General features: G+C 32.8%; 19 protein-coding genes and 1 tRNA gene. 9 read left to right on the forward strand and 11 right to left on the reverse strand.

The window, feature by feature from the left end:
* Positions 1-42 precede the first annotated feature (42 nt).
* The 8 genes from QLS97_RS04985 (at position 43) to QLS97_RS05020 (ending at position 8,885) form a co-directional block, all read left to right on the forward strand.
* Entirely contained in the window at positions 43-1,329 is a 1,287-nt protein-coding gene (locus tag QLS97_RS04985) for an FtsW/RodA/SpoVE family cell cycle protein (RefSeq protein WP_282714641.1), read from the forward strand.
* Between the two features lie 30 nt (positions 1,330-1,359).
* A complete protein-coding gene (gene murG / locus QLS97_RS04990) occupies positions 1,360-2,448 on the forward strand; it encodes an undecaprenyldiphospho-muramoylpentapeptide beta-N-acetylglucosaminyltransferase (protein WP_282714642.1) in 1,089 nt (362 codons plus the stop codon).
* Between the two features lie 37 nt (positions 2,449-2,485).
* The gene (gene murC / locus QLS97_RS04995; protein WP_282714644.1) at positions 2,486-3,835 is read left to right on the forward strand and encodes a UDP-N-acetylmuramate--L-alanine ligase; all 1,350 of its coding nucleotides are present in this window, start codon (positions 2,486-2,488) and stop codon (positions 3,833-3,835) included.
* Positions 3,822-4,544 carry a cell division protein FtsQ/DivIB gene (locus QLS97_RS05000; RefSeq protein WP_282714646.1) on the forward strand — a complete coding sequence of 241 codons (723 nt, stop codon included), beginning with the start codon at positions 3,822-3,824 and terminating at the stop codon, positions 4,542-4,544. The genes murC and QLS97_RS05000 overlap by 14 nt, the downstream gene beginning before the upstream one ends.
* A 6-nt stretch (positions 4,545-4,550) precedes the next feature.
* On the forward strand, positions 4,551-5,933 hold the full coding sequence (ftsA, locus tag QLS97_RS05005; protein ID WP_282714648.1) for a cell division protein FtsA: 1,383 nt from the start codon (positions 4,551-4,553) through the stop codon (positions 5,931-5,933).
* 97 nt (positions 5,934-6,030) lie between these two features.
* Positions 6,031-7,971: a cell division protein FtsZ gene (gene ftsZ / locus QLS97_RS05010; RefSeq protein WP_282714650.1), complete on the forward strand. Its 1,941-nt coding sequence runs from the start codon at positions 6,031-6,033 to the stop codon at positions 7,969-7,971.
* Positions 7,972-8,308: 337 nt separating this feature from the next.
* Positions 8,309-8,758: a GatB/YqeY domain-containing protein gene (locus QLS97_RS05015; protein ID WP_282714651.1), complete on the forward strand. Its 450-nt coding sequence runs from the start codon at positions 8,309-8,311 to the stop codon at positions 8,756-8,758.
* A 53-nt stretch (positions 8,759-8,811) separates the two neighbouring features.
* Positions 8,812-8,885: transfer RNA gene (locus tag QLS97_RS05020), tRNA-Arg, on the forward strand.
* A 134-nt stretch (positions 8,886-9,019) separates the two neighbouring features.
* On the opposite strand, the gene QLS97_RS05025 is transcribed toward QLS97_RS05020, so the two are convergent.
* From QLS97_RS05025 to QLS97_RS05065, 9 genes are all read right to left on the reverse strand, one after another.
* Complete coding sequence (locus tag QLS97_RS05025) at positions 9,020-9,202, reverse strand: hypothetical protein (RefSeq protein ID WP_282714653.1); 183 nt, start codon at positions 9,200-9,202, stop codon at positions 9,020-9,022.
* A 444-nt stretch (positions 9,203-9,646) separates the two neighbouring features.
* Positions 9,647-9,853, reverse strand: a complete 207-nt coding sequence (locus tag QLS97_RS05030) for a hypothetical protein (protein WP_282714654.1) — start codon at positions 9,851-9,853, stop codon at positions 9,647-9,649.
* Between the two features lie 10 nt (positions 9,854-9,863).
* Positions 9,864-11,159, reverse strand: coding sequence for a hypothetical protein (locus QLS97_RS05035; protein ID WP_282714656.1), 1,296 nt, complete (start codon positions 11,157-11,159; stop codon positions 9,864-9,866).
* Positions 11,160-11,252: 93 nt separating this feature from the next.
* A complete protein-coding gene (locus QLS97_RS05040) occupies positions 11,253-11,645 on the reverse strand; it encodes a hypothetical protein (protein ID WP_282714657.1) in 393 nt (130 codons plus the stop codon).
* 4 nt (positions 11,646-11,649) lie between these two features.
* Positions 11,650-11,928 carry a helix-turn-helix domain-containing protein gene (locus QLS97_RS05045; RefSeq protein WP_282714658.1) on the reverse strand — a complete coding sequence of 93 codons (279 nt, stop codon included), beginning with the start codon at positions 11,926-11,928 and terminating at the stop codon, positions 11,650-11,652.
* Between the two features lie 88 nt (positions 11,929-12,016).
* Positions 12,017-12,937 (reverse strand): hypothetical protein, encoded by a 921-nt coding sequence (locus QLS97_RS05050; RefSeq protein WP_282714659.1) that lies wholly within the window; start codon positions 12,935-12,937, stop codon positions 12,017-12,019.
* Between the two features lie 11 nt (positions 12,938-12,948).
* Entirely contained in the window at positions 12,949-13,425 is a 477-nt protein-coding gene (locus tag QLS97_RS05055; RefSeq protein ID WP_282714660.1) for a hypothetical protein, read from the reverse strand.
* A gap of 11 nt (positions 13,426-13,436) precedes the next feature.
* A complete protein-coding gene (locus QLS97_RS05060; RefSeq protein ID WP_282714661.1) occupies positions 13,437-13,628 on the reverse strand; it encodes a hypothetical protein in 192 nt (63 codons plus the stop codon).
* Between the two features lie 67 nt (positions 13,629-13,695).
* Positions 13,696-15,078 carry a phage integrase SAM-like domain-containing protein gene (locus QLS97_RS05065; protein WP_282714663.1) on the reverse strand — a complete coding sequence of 461 codons (1,383 nt, stop codon included), beginning with the start codon at positions 15,076-15,078 and terminating at the stop codon, positions 13,696-13,698.
* A 335-nt stretch (positions 15,079-15,413) separates the two neighbouring features.
* Between QLS97_RS05065 and QLS97_RS05070 the strand changes: the two genes are divergently transcribed.
* The gene (locus tag QLS97_RS05070; RefSeq protein ID WP_282714665.1) at positions 15,414-16,223 is read left to right on the forward strand and encodes a zinc-dependent peptidase; all 810 of its coding nucleotides are present in this window, start codon (positions 15,414-15,416) and stop codon (positions 16,221-16,223) included.
* A 25-nt stretch (positions 16,224-16,248) separates the two neighbouring features.
* Here the strand turns inward: QLS97_RS05070 and rpe are convergent, their stop codons facing one another.
* Together rpe and QLS97_RS05080 are read right to left on the reverse strand one after the other, a co-directional pair.
* Positions 16,249-16,911: a ribulose-phosphate 3-epimerase gene (gene rpe, locus QLS97_RS05075; RefSeq protein WP_282714668.1), complete on the reverse strand. Its 663-nt coding sequence runs from the start codon at positions 16,909-16,911 to the stop codon at positions 16,249-16,251.
* A gap of 427 nt (positions 16,912-17,338) precedes the next feature.
* On the reverse strand, positions 17,339-18,202 hold the full coding sequence (locus tag QLS97_RS05080) for a sigma-70 family RNA polymerase sigma factor (protein WP_007137700.1): 864 nt from the start codon (positions 18,200-18,202) through the stop codon (positions 17,339-17,341).
* Positions 18,203-18,354 lie beyond the last annotated feature (152 nt).

Raw genomic sequence — 18,354 nt, forward strand, 5'->3', positions numbered from 1 at the left:
CCTTAAACTTTAAACGAAGAAAACTTTAAACAAAAAGAAAGAATGAAACAACTAGTCAGCAATTTAAAAGGAGATAAAGGGATTTGGTCATTCGTGGCCTTATTAGCCTTGTTTTCATTTATGCCTGTTTTTAGTGCTAGTAGTAATTTGGCTTATATTGGTCAAGGAAACGGAAATACATTAGGCTATTTAGTTAAACATATCGTGCATATTTGTATTGGTTTCACCATAATTTTTATGGTGCATAAAGTACCTTACCACTATTTCAAGGCTGTTTCTAAAGGAGCGCTGTATATTGTTTGGGTATTATTGGCCTACACATTAATAAAAGGAACCGTTATTGCTGGTGCTAATGCCAGTCGATGGATTCAAGTACCGTTTATAGGGGTTACGTTTCAAACGTCAACATTGGCAGCAATGGTGTTGTTTATTTTTGTAGCCCGTTATTTGTCTAAAACCAGAGAAATTCCTATTTCTTTTAAGTCTTCTATTTGGGAGCTTTGGTTGCCGGTATTTATTACGTTAATATTTATTCTTCCAGCCAATTTTTCTACTACGGCATTAATTTTTTCCATGGTGCTGATGTTGGTTTTTATTGGAAAATATCCGTTGCGTTATATAGGAATTGTAGTAGGTTCAGGAATTGTGTTTCTGGCATTTTTTATCCTTGTTGCTAAAGCTTTTCCAGATGCTTTCCCTAACCGTGTCGATACTTGGATCAGTCGTATTGATAATTTTACTAGTGATAAACCGGATGAAGATGATTATCAAATAGAGAAAGCTAAAATTGCAATAGCTTCCGGAAAAATATATGGATTAGGCCCAGGAAAAAGTGTTCAAAAGAACTTTTTGCCTCAATCTTCTTCCGATTTTATTTTTGCCATAATCGTTGAAGAATATGGACTAATAGGCGGTTTAGGAGTATTGACATTATATTTATTGTTGTTGTTTCGATTTGTAATAGCATCGCACAAAGCCAATTCACTATTCGGGAAATTAGTAGTTGTGGGATTGGGTTTTCCCATGATATTTCAGGCAATGGTAAATATGGCTGTCGCGGTTGAGTTATTACCTGTTACGGGACAAACATTACCTTTAATCAGTAGTGGAGGAAGCTCCATCTGGATGACTTGTTTTGCACTTGGAATCATCATTAGTGTTACGAAAAAAGAAGAAGAAATTGCGCAGGAATTGAAAGACGCTGCTAAAAGAGAAGAAGCACTTCAAAAATTAATTGACAGGGAATTAGAAGAGGAAGAGGTAGTAGCCGAAAATTATTCGATAGAAGATAAAGCAAAGAATCCAATGCATGCGGTTTTGAATAAATAAGTCGCTTTAGAAAATTAGAAATTAATAAAAATGAAACAGTATAAATTCATATTAAGTGGTGGCGGAACGGGAGGACATATCTATCCGGCAATTGCTATTGCAAATGAATTAAAATATCGTTTTCCTGATGCCGAATTTCTTTTTGTAGGTGCCAAAGACAAAATGGAAATGCAAAAAGTACCTCAGGCAGGTTACAATATTAAAGGACTTTGGATATCAGGTTTACAGCGTAGACTGACATTTGACAATGCTCTTTTTCCAATTAAGTTGCTTTCAAGTTTGTTAAAAGCAAGAAGAATAATCAAACAGTTCAAGCCAGATGTGGTTATTGGAACAGGTGGTTTTGCAAGTGGCCCGCTATTACAAGTTGCCGCTATTGCAGGAATTCCAACAGTGATTCAAGAACAAAATTCCTTTCCGGGAATTACCAATAAACTGTTGAGTAAAAAAGCAAACAAAATTTGTGTTGCTTACGAAAATTTGGAACGCTTTTTTCCAAAAGAGAAAATGATTTTAACTGGAAATCCAGTGCGTCAGGATTTAATTGATATCGAAAGCAAAAGAGATAGCGCTATTCAATATTTTAATTTAGATCCAAATAAAAAAACATTGTTGGTTCTTGGAGGAAGCCTTGGAGCAAGAAGAGTAAACCAATTAATCGAAAAAGAGTTAGCCAATATGCTTTCTCAAAATGTTCAGGTGATCTGGCAATGCGGAAAGTTGTATTTAGAAGATTATAAAAAATACAATTCAGCTAATGTTCAGGTTGTCGCTTTTATTGAAAGAATGGATTTAGTTTATGCAGCGGCAGATATTGTTATTTCGCGCGCGGGTGCATCATCCGTTTCGGAGTTGTGCATCGTGGGCAAACCAGTAATTTTTATTCCGTCCCCAAATGTTGCCGAAGACCATCAAACTAAAAACGCACAAGCGATAGTCGATAAAAAAGGCGCGTTAATGCTCAAAGAATCGGAGCTTGATTCACAATTCAGTCTTGTTTTTGAAGTCTTACTGAAAGATCAGGGAAAGCAAAATCAGCTGAGTGAAAATATAAAATTATTGGCTATGCCAGAAGCAACAAAACAAATTGTTGATGAAATAGTAAAGTTAATTAGATAGAAATAAAAAAGATAATACACCAAAGACTCAAAATAAAATGAACTTAAATCAAATACATAACGTCTATTTTATCGGAATCGGAGGCATTGGGATGAGTAATTTGGCTCGTTATTTCAAGAATCTGGGCAAGAATGTCTCGGGTTATGATAAAACACCATCGGCTCTTACTAATGAATTAATAGAAAGTGGAATTTCAATTCATTTTGAAGACAGCATTGATGCGATTCCAAAAGATTTTTACATAGAAAATACGTTGGTGATTATTACACCGGCTGTTCCTAAGACGCATTCAGAGTGGAATTATTTCTTGGAGAGAGATTTTCAAGTTAAAAAAAGAGCGGAGGTTTTAGGGATAATTACAAAAGACACTTTTTGTTTTGCAGTTGCCGGAACGCATGGAAAAACAACTACATCAGGAATTTTAGGACATATTTTGAACGAAAGTGGTGCTGATGTTACTGCTTTTATAGGTGGAATTGTTGAGAATTATAATTCGAATTTAATAGGAAACGGAAAAACAGTAACTGTTGTTGAAGCAGATGAATTTGATCGTTCGTTTCTGCATTTGCACCCTAATATTGCCTGCATAACTTCTATGGATGCGGATCATTTGGATATTTATGGAACCAGTGAAGCGATTGAAGAATCTTTTCTTGAATTTGCCTCGAAAATAGAAGATAAGAGCAATCTTTTTATAACAAAAGAATTGCCACTAGAAGGCGTAACCTGTGCTGTAAACGAAGATGCAGTTTTCAAAGCTTTTAACGTTAGAATAGGAAATGGCAGCTATGTTTTTGATGTGCAAACTCCTACGGAAGTAATCAAAGATTTGCATTTTGGTTTGCCGGGAAGACATAATTTAATGAATGCATTAATGGCTATCGCAATGGCAAAATTATTCGGCACCCCAACCGATGCCATTGCAAAAGCCATTGCATCATTTCAGGGAATTAAAAGAAGATTTTCTTATCAGATTAAAACAGAAGCTAAGGTTTATATTGATGATTATGCCCATCACCCAACGGAGATAAACGCAGTACATCAGGCGGTTCGAGAATTGTATCCAAACCAAAAAGTTTTAGCAATTTTTCAACCCCATTTGTTTAGTAGAACGAGAGATTTTGCTGATGATTTTGCCAAAAGTTTATCGTCTTTTGATGACATTATTTTATTGGATATTTATCCGGCCCGTGAATTGCCAATGGAAGGAATAAACTCACAGTGGCTGATGGATAAAATGACAAATAATCATAAGAAAATTGTAAATAAAGGTGATTTGATTGCGTCAATTTTAGCAAGTGATGCATCGATTATTGTTACAATTGGAGCTGGAGATATTGGAGAATTAGTACCATCAATTAAAAAAGCGATAAATGAAACTCTTTAACTGGACAAATATTCGATTATTACTGATGTTTGTGTTGGTAATTTTTCTGTTTTCGTTTACGTCAAATCGTAATGCAGGTAGAAAATTGACCAAATCTATTGTTATTTTTGTAGGAGATAACGCTCCTTTTGTAAAGCAAGAAACGGTTAATAAATTGTTAATAGAAAATAAAAAAGATGCATCAAGCATTCAAAAAGTTAATTTAGATTTGAATAAGCTGGAAACAACTCTCAATGCACAAGAAATGATTGAAGAATCAGATGTATTTGTGAGTATTGACGGTGTGTTAAAAGCAGTGGTGAAACAAAAGACTCCTATTGCTAGAGTTTTTGACAAAAATGGTTCTTTTTATATTGATTACGAAGGAAATAGAATGCCCTTGTCAACTAATTTTACAGCTAGAGTTCCACTTGTTTCAGGGGGAATAAATAAAAAAAATAACGAAGATTTATCCGATTTATTTCGCTTAATCTATGACGATGCGTTTTTGAAAAAAAACATCATCGGAATTCAAATTATGCCTAATGGAAGCTTAAAAATGCTCAATAGAAATTTTGATTATCAAATTGATTTTGGTAGAGTGATAAATGTGGAGCGTAAATTCAAGAATTATAAAGCTTTTTTTCAAAAAGCGGTTTTAGATAGTTCGTTGTATAAATATAAAAAAATTGACCTCCGATTTACGGAACAAGTAGTTTGCACTAAATAATAGATAATGGAAAAAGAGAATATTGCAGTAGGTCTAGATATTGGGACAACTAAAATAGTTGCCATGATAGGCAAGAAAAATGAATACGGGAAACTAGAAATTTTAGGTGTAGGTAAATCTAAAAGTTTAGGAGTGGCTAGAGGTGTGGTAAATAATATCACTCAAACCATACAATCAATACAGCAAGCGATTCAAGAAGCCGAAAATAATTCAGGCTATAAAATAAAAGATGTAGTTGTAGGAATTGCGGGACAACACATCCGTAGTATTCAGCATACAGATTATATCAGCAGAAACAATCCCGAAGAAGTAATTGGAGGGAATGATATTCAGCTTTTGATTGACCAAGTGAATAAATTGGCAATGTTACCCGGCGAAGAAATTATACATGTTTTGCCACAAGAATTTAAAATTGACGGACAATCTGAAATCAAAGAGCCTATAGGAATGTATGGTGGAAGATTAGAGTCTAGTTTTCATGTTGTAGTGGGACAAGCTTCATCGATTCGTAATGTTGGGAGATGTATTCAAAGTTCTGGAATCGAACTGTCAGGGTTGACATTGGAACCCTTGGCTTCGGCAGATGCAGTTTTGAGCCAGGAAGAAAAAGAAGCTGGAGTTGCGCTTATCGATATTGGTGGTGGAACAACAGATTTGGCTATTTTCAAAGATGGTATTATTCGTCACACTGCGGTAATTCCTTTTGGAGGAAATGTGATTACAGATGATATCAAAGAAGGATGTTCGATTATTGAAAAACAAGCTGAATTATTGAAAGTTAAATTTGGATCAGCATGGCCAGGAGAAAATAAAGACAACGAGATTGTTTCTATTCCGGGATTAAGAGGTAGAGAGCCAAAAGAGATTTCTTTGAAAAATTTATCTAAAATAATCCATGCTCGTGTTGTAGAAATTGTTGATCAGGTTTTTACTGAAGTAAAAGCTTATGGACACGAAGATCCTCGTAAAAAACTAATTGCCGGAATTGTACTTACTGGTGGCGGTGCTCAATTGAAACACATCAAACAGTTAGTGGAATATATTACAGGGATGGATACGAGAATAGGATATCCAAACGAACATTTAGCTGGGAACTCAGATGAGGAAATTTCAAGCCCTTTGTATGCTACTGCAGTTGGATTAGTAATGAAAAGCATTGAGAATAAAACACAGAGTGCGGTAAGAATGGACGCTATTGAACAGCCGAAAGCTCCTCCCGTATACAGGCAGGTAGTAGTTCAAAATCCAATGGTCAATGAAGTTCTTGAGGAAGAGGAAGAGGATGAAAACTCAAATGAGAAACATAATTCTACCGTAAACAGGATACAAAGAAATTTCTTTGACCGTTATGTGGATAAGATTAAGGATTTCTTAGATAATGCAGAATAATTTAGAAGTAATAAAAAATATTGTTTTTAATTCTTTTTGCCCCAAGTAAAAAGAATTAAAAATCAAAAAATAATATAAATATCAAAAACCAAATAAAATGATGAGCAACTCAGAATTTGGAAGTATTTCATTTGATTTACCAAAGAACCAATCAAATGTAATCAAAGTTATTGGTGTAGGTGGAGGCGGAAGTAACGCCATAAATCACATGTTTAAGCAAGGGATTAAAGGCGTAGATTTTATCGTATGTAATACGGATTCTCAGGCCTTACAAAGCAGTTCTGTGCCTAACAAAATTCAGTTAGGAGTACATTTGACTGAAGGACTTGGTGCTGGAGCAAACCCAGATGTAGGACAGCAATCCGCTATTGAAAGTATTTCCGAGATTGAAAAAATGTTGGATAGAAATACTAAAATGGTATTCATCACTGCCGGAATGGGCGGTGGTACTGGAACTGGAGCTGCACCTGTAATTGCACAATTGGCTAAAGAAAGAGATATTCTTACTGTAGGGATTGTGACATTACCTTTCTTGTTTGAAGGGAAAGTGCGTCAGGAACAAGCCTTAATTGGTATTGAAAAATTGCGTAAACAAGTTGACTCTTTAATTGTTATCAACAACAATAAATTAAGAGAAGTGTATGGTAATCTTGGTTTCAAAGCAGGATTTTCAAAAGCAGATGAAGTTTTAGCAACAGCCTCAAGAGGTATTGCTGAAGTAATTACGCATCACTATACTCAAAATATCGATTTAAGAGATGCTAAAACAGTATTGTTTAATAGTGGAACTGCTATTATGGGATCTTCTGTTTCTTCTGGTGAAAATAGAGCTAAGGAAGCCATTGTTGCTGCTTTAGACTCTCCATTGTTAAATGACAATAAAATTACAGGTGCCAAAAACGTATTGTTGCTTATCGTTTCTGGAACTAATGAAATTACAATTGACGAAATTGGAGAAATCAATGACCATATTCAAGTTGAAGCAGGACATAATGCCAATATTATCATGGGGGTTGGTGAAGACGAATCACTTGGAGATGCTATTGCAGTTACCATTATTGCTACAGGCTTTGATATTGAACAACAAAACGAAATCGTAAATACTGAGCCAAAAAAAATTATACACACATTAGAAGATGAACAAAGAAGTGTTCATAATCTAAGTAATAAAACGGTTGCAGCTTTTGATTTAAATACAGAATCTCCAGCTTCTAATTCAAATGAAAGAGTAGTTTTTGATTTATTAGAAGATACGGTAGTTGCTCCTGAACCAGTGGTTACAGCACCTGCACCAGCAATCAACAAGGAAGAATTGATGGTAATGTCTGAATTTATTAAAAATTTAGACGTGACTTTCGAAATTGTTTCTCCTATTACTGATATTGATTTTACAATTTCATCTCCAGTAGCAGAAGTAAAAGCAGTACAGCCAAAAGTTATCGAAAGACAAGAACAAACTACTTTCTCTTTTGATTTGCCACTTTTCAAAGCAGAACCGGTAGCGCAAGTTGAAGAAAGCAAAGTAATGTTTGAATTGACGAATGAAACTCGTGATATCAAAGTAAATGAAGCGGTTCAATTTGTTCCTGTGACAGAATTGACTGATAATGGAATTATCAAATATTCTCTTGAAGAGTACATGGAGCCAGAGCATGATTTCATGGCTAAGCCAGTTGCTAAAACTCCAGAAGTTGTTATTCCGGCTGAGTTAAACATCACAATGAAACAAGTTGATACATCAGTAAATACACCTGTTGACTTTGATACTATTTCTCCTATGGAAATGACAATCGAGGAATCATTGAGAATGAGAGCCGATGAAAGAAGAAAAAAATTAAAAGAATTCAATTATAAGTTTCATAATAATGTTTCTAAAATTGATGAATATGAAAAAGAACCGGCTTATAAAAGATTGGGAATAGATATTTCAAACAATCAAGCCAATAATACAAATTCGAGAATTTCTGTGGGAACAGACAGCAACAACGATTTGCAGTTGCGTTCTAACAACTCGTATTTACATGACAACGTAGACTAACTAACTCAAACCAAAATGAGGTAGCCCGAAAATTCATTTAATTTTCGGGTTATTTTTTTGTCGTTTCGAGCAACAAAGCAATCTATTGTTAATTACAGTAAATTTCTTTAATTTTGTCGGGCCTTAATCCAGCTGTCGTTTCAAGCTTTTTATCAAAAATGTTTTTTTCTACGCCCTTAAAAGAGCTTCTAAAGTCGCTTTTTAAGTCCATGAAAAAATACATTTTCTCCTAAAAGGCTTTACACTCCATCTGGGGCAAAAAAAGAATTGTTTCCATAATTAGCATTTTACAATCGATTAAACAAATAATCGATTAACCAAATTAACAATAAAGAATATGAGTTTATCAGTACAAATCATGGACGAAATGAAAACCGCCATGAGAGCCAAAGATACAATTGCATTAGAAGCTTTAAGAGCTATTAAATCTGAAATCCTATTAGCGCAAACAGCTACAGGATCTAAGGAAGAAATAACGGAAGACGATGAAGTTAAATTGCTTCAAAGATTAGTAAAAACCCGTAAGGAAAGTGCTAGAATTTTTACAGAACAAAATCGTTTGGATTTAGCTGAACCAGAATTGGCTCAAATTGCAGTAATTGAAAAATTCTTGCCGGCACAATTAAGCGAAGCTGAAGTTGAAGCTGTAATAGCTAAAATTATTGCAGAAACGGGTGCGTCAGGAATTGCTTCAATGGGAAAAGTAATGGGATTAGCTGCAGCACAATTAGGTGGAACAGCCGAAGGAAAAACCATTTCTACAATAGTTAAAAAATTATTGACATAAATTATTCATGATTTACGATTTAGAATTTCAAAATCCTAAATTGCAAATCAAATGGCTGCGTAGTTCAACTGGATAGAATATCAGATTTCGACTCTGAGGGTTGCAGGTTCGAACCCTGTCGCGGCCACGTTATTAAACGCAATTACTTGTTTATTAAGGAATTGCGTTTTTTGTTTTTTAATCTTAGTCAGTATTTAGTCGGTAATTGGCGAAAACCGTAAGAATCACATGCTTTTTACCAAAATAAATCTATATTTTTAATTATTTTTTCTTTAAATTCTTTTCTGTGGCTTTATTCCTCATTGCCATTTCCCGTATTGCCAACCGCATTGCCTTCATTCGTACAAGAAAATCCTTGTCGTTGTTATTCTCGTTTGCCTTATTCTCGTTGATAGTTGAGTTCTCTTTATTGTCTGCCTCCGGTAAGTTTGGTTTCTTTTCCATATTCTATTAAGTAAGGGTTGTTTATATACCTGTGTCTGTGCTAATAAATGGTACAAAGAAATGCAGTCAAATTCCTTGCACTCAAATAATAATCAATGTAATACGGTTAAAAGTAGTATAAAATTAAAGATACAATTCAATAATGAATACAAATGTTTTATTATAAATTTATTTTAAAATTTAGAAAAATAATAATAATTTTTAATTTGTAATATGCTACTGCTGTTGGGTGGGTATGGGGGTTTGTGCATGGGGTGACGTAAAAGGAAACTCAAATTATTGAGGGGTATGGGGTTGTGAATTTTAAAAACATTATAAATTTTTTGAGTTTTTTACAGTATCAATTTAAGTATGGTTCGATTTTTACTATAATAAAAAATGCCCTAATAATATAGGGCGTTTTTATGTGTTTCATTTTTGATTAGAATAAATCATATTCAGTTTTTATTTGTTATTAGAAATTGCTTTTGAAATAACCTCTGCTATTCTGCTTTTTAAAATACGTAATTCATTGTCTACTTCTTCTTTACCGTAGTAGTAATTACCATCAATTCTAAAAGTGTTAAATCTAGTATGGTCAATAATCTGATCTACTGATCTAATAAGTACTATTCTTAAAGTCTCATTTTTTCTTTCTCCTGTGTATCCCATGATTTTTTTTTTAAATTTCTAAATTGATTAAAATGTTTAATTGTCGAGGTTGATATATTCTTTTTTGTTTAATGGATCTATTACTGTTTGTGTTCCTGATATTATGCGCAATCTCTTTTATTTGAGTTTCAAAGTCTGACTTAAACCAAACTTTAGATAAGAACCGGCTTTTGATTTGTTCAAATGTTTTTAATTCGTTTTTATGGTAGTACCTCAGTCCAGAATGTGAAAGCAATATACTATCCTCTTTCTGCATTGAAATATTTAAACCGGTAATTAAACAAATTGAAGTTTTTGAGTTACTGCAATCTTTTAAGTTTGTAATTTCATTTATGGTGCAGTTTCCATCTATATATACTGTCGAAATTGCACCCTTTTTATTGTTTTCTTTGGGTGTGGAAATTGCACCCCTTTTTAAAACTTCTAGTTTTTCAATAATAATTCTTTCTAATTGTTTTTTCAAATGATCCCCAGTTTTATCTATTAGATTATTGTACCTCGTTTTGTTTTTAGCAAAAACATTTCTGCTTTGATTTATAAATTTATACCAGGCGTGAGGATTTAGATAGCCATTAAGTTTTAATTGCTCTTCCATTGAAAGAATCTTAATATCTGTATGATTATCGAGAATTAAAACCTTTTCAAATTCTTTGATTATGTTGTCGGCCATTAGTACATAAGCATCTTTGTTTAGTAAATCGTCAAGGGTTTTAACTCCTAATTCCTTGATGTATTTGCTTTCTTTGCTTTTTACTTCAAATCGGAATGTATTAATATCTGTGAACTTTGGAAACTGTATTCCCTTCGCGTATGCCTTGATTATTTTGTATTGATTTGCTCTGCCGTTTTTATCTATCCGATAACTCTTTTTGCTGAATGGTAATCCTATATCCGTTCTAAACTCATTCTTTTCGTGGTAAGCCAAATAGGTAATCAAATCTTTAATATCAATGGAGGAAATTACATTCAACCCGTATTCTATGTTTATCACTTTTAAATCTGTTAGGGACACATTAAACGTCGTTTTGAACTCTTTGATGATGTTTATAGAATCAATTGCGGTAAAATCATTTGCGTTGTGCAAATTGCCGTTAAAATAGTAATGAGGTTTGAATAAGATCTCTAATTTATTGGAATAGAAACAGAAATAAATTCCTTTATACTGTTTCTTGGTTTTGGTATTTATAACCTCATTATCAAAATGGTTAAACCGGTCCTCATTACTCACCCATTCTAAAAGGCTATTGCTATTGAAGTAATCAATTAATGCAGCATCAAAGGTTAATAGTTTGAGAAAATCAATCATTTTAATTATATTTGAAATGTTTTTGCGATGTCAGTAAAGACAACTTTTGAACAAATATTAAGGGGACTTGAACAATCCCCTTTTTTATTGCTATTAGTTTATAAATCTTAGTACTGTATCTAAATTTGCTGTGTAGTAGTTCCTGAAGTAGTAAATTACAACTGTCTTTTCGTTGTCCATGAACTTAACAATTATTAAATCTTCTTTTCGGTTGTTGCTGCCTTTGTCAGCATAATAAGTTTCTGGGGTAGAAGTTTTAAAAAGTCCGGTAAAGTTTACCCATCTTTTACCAACTCTGATTTTTAACCAAAAGTTAGGGGCCGATTTAGCAAAACCTCGATCTGCATTGATATTAATAAGATCAGATAGTTTTTTTGTTCCGTTTTCTACCTCAACAATTTCGTAATGTTTTGTAGTTTTAAATTTACCCTCGTTTATTTCCTTGTAAACGTGGATAGTCGGTTTTGGGATGATGCCAGTACTCATAACCTTATACGTTAAGAGGTTTGAGACTTGCCTCAATTTCTGAACGTAAAAAATAAACTCTGGATCCAAGTCCTAAAGGATTGAGTTTTTTTGACTTGCACCAATTATGAATTGTTGAAAGATCAACGTTGAACATTTGCGCCACTTCCTGACGTGTCAAATATTCGTTTGGTTGTTTTGGCGTGAAGTGTTTTAGAAAATTTTCTAATTGAATTTTAACCCCTTCAGTAATTTGCAGTTGTAGTTCCTGCGGTGTTGTCTGGATAAATTGTACTGTCTGCATATCTGTTTGTTTAAAAATGATATGCAAATGTTTGAATACTGGTGTACTGTGGGAAGTACGAAATTGTACTTTTTACGGTACAATATTATTAGTTTGTTTTAAACCATTCTAATGCAGTTGAATAATCTTTTTTTCTTTGTGCTGTTTCAGTGTCTGTTTCGGTGTTTATTTTAGAAAATTCATCGTCGTACGTTTTCATAAACCAGTTTTTAAAAGGTTCTGATTTTTGATGTATGTATTTATCATTGAATAATCTCCAATAAAAATAACTTAACTGTTTATAGCGCCCTTTTATTCCTTTTTGTTTTATGAAATTTTCGTTTAAAATATATTCAAATAACTCAAACCCATTGTTTGAAAAAATATGCTCGTGTTTAATATTTGATTCTGTTTCAAATGCCGGGATTAGATTATTTTTAATAGATTCCAAATGTTTTATTTCACCCTGAAAGTAATTGGTATCATTGTTATAATCTATAATTTCCATTGATTGAATCATTTTTTTTATTTCGGCCTCCTGGGCTTTTATAGTTGACAAATCTAGGACCTCGTCTCTTCTAGAGCCAATAGACTTTCTTTTTATTAATTCTGTAATTTCAGATAGGTTATGTTCTATTTTTCTGTCAATTATATTGAAACGTAATTCTGGAATGTCACAATTTTTAATGAATTTACTAAATTGCTCTAATAATATTCTGCAGCAAAACGATAGAGAATAAATCCACGCCTTAATTTTGGTTTCGTCTATCTTATTTTGAATTTCTTCACTTTGTATGAATCCATCTAAATTATTCAAATGAGCGAATGTTGTTTCTAAAAATGGTATTCCTTCAAAAAGGGCAATAGTGTTATTCAATAATTTTTCATCTGATATGTAACGGATAAAATGAGATATTAAAAGCCATTTTTTAATAGGTTCGGATTCGGTTTTTAAAACATACTTTATTGTAAGGTAAATTTCCTTATTTGAAAAGGGTATTTTATTATTGTCTATATCAATGAAATCCATTTGAAATATTTTTACTTTAGAATTTTATAAAGGTCTTTTTTATTGTAATAAGATGCTATTTCATATAGATCTGACACCTTTACATAATAATTATAATCAATTGTTTTGTAATCTTTGGTTAGATTAGTGAATTCAAAATTTATATAGTTGGCACTGTAATTTTCTTCAAAATCCTTAATTAATCCTCCATTAAATCTTACCAGTTCCTCTGCCATTTTATAAATCCTATCTTTACTAAATTCATTCAGTTCATTCTGAATCGTACTGTACTCCGAATAAAATAAATCTGTTCTGTATTCACATGTAACATAAAATTCATTATTTTTAAAATAACATTTATAGGTTAATTCATTGGTATTTAGATTTTGATAAATAACATTCATACTTCTTTTAAACCAATCTTGTTTATCAAAAATAGGGTCCTCTGTTTGCTGTCCAAAACTAAAACTACTCAATAATATTATGATGAATAAGAATTTTGTTTTCATAAATGATTAAATTAATTTTTACAAATTGATTTTAGATCTAAAAGTTCACTAAATCTATTTTTTACCTCTTTATCATGCTTTGTTTCTTTATTCAATATGAGTAAAATGATTTCTTTTCTAAGTGCTTTTAATTGCTTTAATCTGTACTCATGATCCTTTTCCTTTTGAAGTTCTAGTAATTGATTTTTTAGTTTTTCAGTCATTTTTATGGTTTTTATATGGTTGTAAATATTTGTTTGATTCTAAAATATGTAGAATGGTTACAAGTTGTTAGTCATTCGTTCCGTTTTTAATCAACTTCATTTCTGGGGTTTTGTCTTTGTTAAGGTCTTCATAAAATTTCATGAATAAATCTGCGTTGCTGTCTTTGTCTTCACGTTTATTGATATAAGTTAAAAACAAACTTTCTTTTGAGTGTCCAGTGATTCCAATAAGTACGGCGGTCGGGATCTTTTTATAATAATTTGATGCAAACGAACGCCTAAAACAATGTGAAGCAATCAATTCATGTTTTGGATAGTTTCCTAACTCTTTTCGATTGGTTTCAGTATTTAGTTTCGTTCCTTTTACAACCTCAACAATTCCAGCCAGTTTACAAACTACTTTTGAATATTCGTTTAGTTTTTGGTGTGGTATTTCTTTAGGTAAATTGTTTTCTATTATTTCGATAACATGAGGCGCAATTATGCCAATGGTTACACTTTTATTTGTTTTCTGTTGGATTATATCTAAGTACATATTTCCGCCCTTATATCGAATATTCTCGTTTGTGATCTTTAGTAAATCACCGCCTCGTTGTCCAATTTCACAACCGATTAAAATCCAGTTGCGAGCGTTGTCTAATGTTTCGGGTGTTAAAGAAAGGTTCTTTGTAAGTTCAGGATTTGTCTTTTTAAATTCTTTGAGTTGTTCAAGATCTGAATAATCGGTGTTTTTGATTTGCTGCAGTTCCTCAAATGATAATGTTTGAATATAGCGGTCTTTGTCGCTTTCTCCAAAATGTTGAATTGTTTTTGAATAGGGTGTTATCAGAATTTCGTTTTTTTCAGCATCAATGCAAACAGTTTTTAAGATTTGTAATTCTCGTCCCGTTGTGTTAGAGGAATATTTTTTGGTATTAACTAGCCAGTTTGTGAACTTGTCAACAAAGGTATTTGTGATCTCAATAAACTGGATTTGTTTTTTTATGGTGTTTTGGTACTCTAAGACTATATTTTTAAAAACAGTATAGTTTTTTATGGTTTCCTTACTCAATCCAATTTTAACACCGCCGTTTGTTCTTACTTTGCGAGTGTTTGCATTATCGAGAATGTATTGTATGTGATTAATCAATAAACCTGTATCAGTTTTAACAACCCGTTTAAAACAATTGTTTATTTGATTTTCTAACCAATAAGCATCAATTAAAACACCTCCGGCCAAATCATTGTTTAGGTTTCCAATAACAAACGGATCTAACTTTTTGAGATTGTTGGATAATTTCTTATTTTCGGGATTATTTTGTTTTGGTAGTCCGGTTGTTTCGCTCCAGTCTTTTGAGTTTATAGTAAATCCAGTTTTTTTCTTAATTGAAACTTTCTGACTTATTGAAACTCTAATGTATATTTGAGAGTTTTCGGATTTACTTTGAAGTAAAAATTTAATCTTTGCCATAATTTGAACTTTTGAACACTCAAACTTATAACATTAATTTGAGTTAAAAAAATTCTAGTCAGTATTTAGTCAGTAATTAGTCAGTGTTATTAAATCGTATTCTATTTTATTCTATGGTTTAGAATTAGTTTTAACTTACTGTTTTACTGTAATTTGTTGAGGTATTTGGTTTTTTAGTAGTGTTTTTAAGTGTTTGTTTAAAACGTCAAATTGAGGCGTTAAGGTTTCAGGTTCGAACCCTGTCGCGGCCACAAATACAAATAGAAATGCTTCAAAAAATCAAGTTTCCTTGAAATTATTTTGAAGCATTTTTTATTTTAAAGCAGTTATAAAATATGTCATTACAAATTTTCATTTCGGTGCTTTTTGGAACATTATTTCTCCTGCTTTTAATTTTTAGAGTAGTGGAGCCAGCTTATATTTTACTGTTCAATAAACCACTTTATATTCATTGGTATCCTTTCTCCAAAAAATTAAAACCAAGCCAACGCCAGATTTTAGTAAATGATTTTCCCTTTTACAATAGGCTTTCCTCTAAACGGAAAGTGTATTTTGAACATCGGGTAAATGAGTTTATTGCTAGATATGAATTTATAGGAAAAGAAACCGTTATTACGGAACAAATGAAAATGCTGATTGCGGGAACGTATGTGATGTTGACTTTTGGGATGAGAAATTATCTTGTTACGCTATTCAATAAAATAATAATTTATCCTTCCAGTTATTTTTCTACCGTGAATCAAGCGTATCATAAAGGAGAATTTAATCCTAGAATGAAAGCAGTAGTTTTTTCGTGGGAAGATTTTTTATTGGGACATTTAACCTCAAATGATAATATTAATTTGGGTTTACATGAGTTCTCTCATGTGTTGCATTTTCATTGCTTAAGAAGTAATGATCCAAGTGCGATTATCTTTTTTGATGAATTCAATGAAGTAATAAAATATTACAGCGATCCAGTTTTGAATAACGAGTTAACTCGAACAGATTATTTTAGATTGTATGCTTATGAAAATCAATTCGAATTTTTATCGGTTATCTTGGAGCATTTTTATGAAACTCCCCATGTTTTCAAAAAGGAGCATCCTGAATTATATGCTCATATTTCAAGAATGATTAATTTTAAAGAAGAATATTTAAAATAAAAATGGCGCTTTAAGCGCCATTTTTTTAGAAGTTTGTTAGCTTCTTTAAATCTTGTATCGTTTGCGTTGGGTTTTCTGCTTTGAAAACAAAGCTTCCGGCTACGAGAACATCTGCACCGGCTTCCACTAATTGTTTTGCGTTTTTATTGGTTACACCACCATCAACTTCAATCATTGTAGTTGCACCTTTTCTAGTGATTAAAGCTTTTAGCTTTTCAATTTTAGCATACGTATTTTCTATAAACGATTGTCCTCCAAAACCTGGATTCACACTCATGATACAAACTAAATCAATGTCATTGATTACATCTTCCAGTAAGTCAATATTAGTATGTGGATTGATAGCAACCCCAGCTTTCATTCCTTCGGCTTTGATGGCTTGTAGCGTTCTATGAAGGTGTGTGCAAGCTTCATAGTGTACACTTAGAACATTTGCGCCTAATTCAGCAAAAGTTTTAATGTAACGGTCTGGATCCACAATCATCAAGTGAACGTCTATTGTTTTTTTTGCATGGCGGTTAATAGCTTCCAGAACTGGCATTCCATAAGAAATGTTTGGTACAAAAACGCCATCCATGATGTCAATATGAAACCAATCGGCTTCACTGTTGTTGATCATTTCGATGTCGCGTTGCAAGTTTCCGAAATCGGCAGCAAGCACTGATGGTGCAATAAGTGTATTCTTCATTGTGTAGTTGTTTTATAGAGACGTACCGCAGTGCATCTTTACAGTTTGTGTTGTTTGTGCAAAAGTAGTTTTTTTGCAGCAATTGGCGAAAGTTTTTTTGTAGATACGACTAGCGAATTGTCCGTACATCGCGTAAGGGATAGAGGCGGCATCCTCGTAGCGAAGCGGAGAGATATAGCCGAAAGCCCGATCCGAAGTTTTTACGGAGGGTTACACCCAAATCATTATAAAAAGGGAATAGGTTCAAGGGAATCTGAAATGAATTCAGATTAAAAAATAAAACTCCGGTAATCAGCCGGAGTTTCAATCATCAATCAAAAAACGAACAGTTAATCAGACCGTCGTTACTTATTAGTCGAAAGCCGAAAGTCAAAAATCATACTGTTGTTGAACTTTATGATTTTTGACTTTATGACTTTTGACTGTTTTATCCTAAATAGGTTTTTAGTATTTTACTTCTTGAAGTGTGTTTTAATCTGCGGATAGCTTTTTCCTTGATTTGACGCACACGCTCACGAGTTAGGTCGAAAGTTTCTCCTATTTCCTCTAAAGTCATTGGGTGTTGGTCACCAAGACCAAAATATAAACGAACTACATCAGCCTCTCTTGGAGTCAATGTTTCTAAAGAACGCTCGATTTCAGTACGTAATGATTCGTGGATTAATTCCCTGTCTGGATTTGGTGATTCACCAGAACGCAATACATCGTAAAGGTTTGAATCTTCTCCTTCTACAAGAGGAGCATCCATTGATAGATGACGACCAGAGTTTTTCATACTCTCTTTTACGTCATTTACGGTCATGTCAAGTTCTTTTGCAATTTCCTCAGCAGATGGTGGGCGCTCGTTAGATTGCTCTAATAAAGCGTACATTTTGTTGATTTTATTGATAGAACCAATTTTGTTCAAAGGCAAACGAACGATACGGGATTGTTCAGCCAATGCTTGTAATATAGATTGACGAATCCACCAAACGGCATACGAAATGAATTTGAAACCACGTGTTTCATCAAAACGTTGTGCTGCTTTTATCAATCCTAAATTTCCTTCGTTAATCAAATCGGGAAGTGTTAACCCTTGATTTTGATATTGTTTTGCTACCGAAACCACGAAACGTAAATTGGCTTTTGTCAATTTCTCTAATGCTTTCTGGTCACCGGCTTTAATCTTTTGTGCTAATTCTACCTCTTCGTCAGCGGTAATAAGGTCAACTTTTCCAATTTCTTGTAAATACTTGTCTAATGAAGCAGTTTCACGATTGGTTACCTGCTTGGTGATTTTTAGTTGTCTCATGTTTTTTTTGTCTCCTCAATTTTTAAGTGTACAAATGATTATACGTATGGAGTTACTAAAAAGTTACAATAGTTACTAAAATAATTTAATTTAAAGCAAAAATCCCGTTTCAAATACATGAAACGGGATTTTTTATAAATAAACCTTTAGTA

It is taken from the genome of Flavobacterium yafengii (assembly GCF_030010375.1).
GTDB classification, from domain to species: Bacteria; Bacteroidota; Bacteroidia; order Flavobacteriales; family Flavobacteriaceae; genus Flavobacterium; species Flavobacterium yafengii.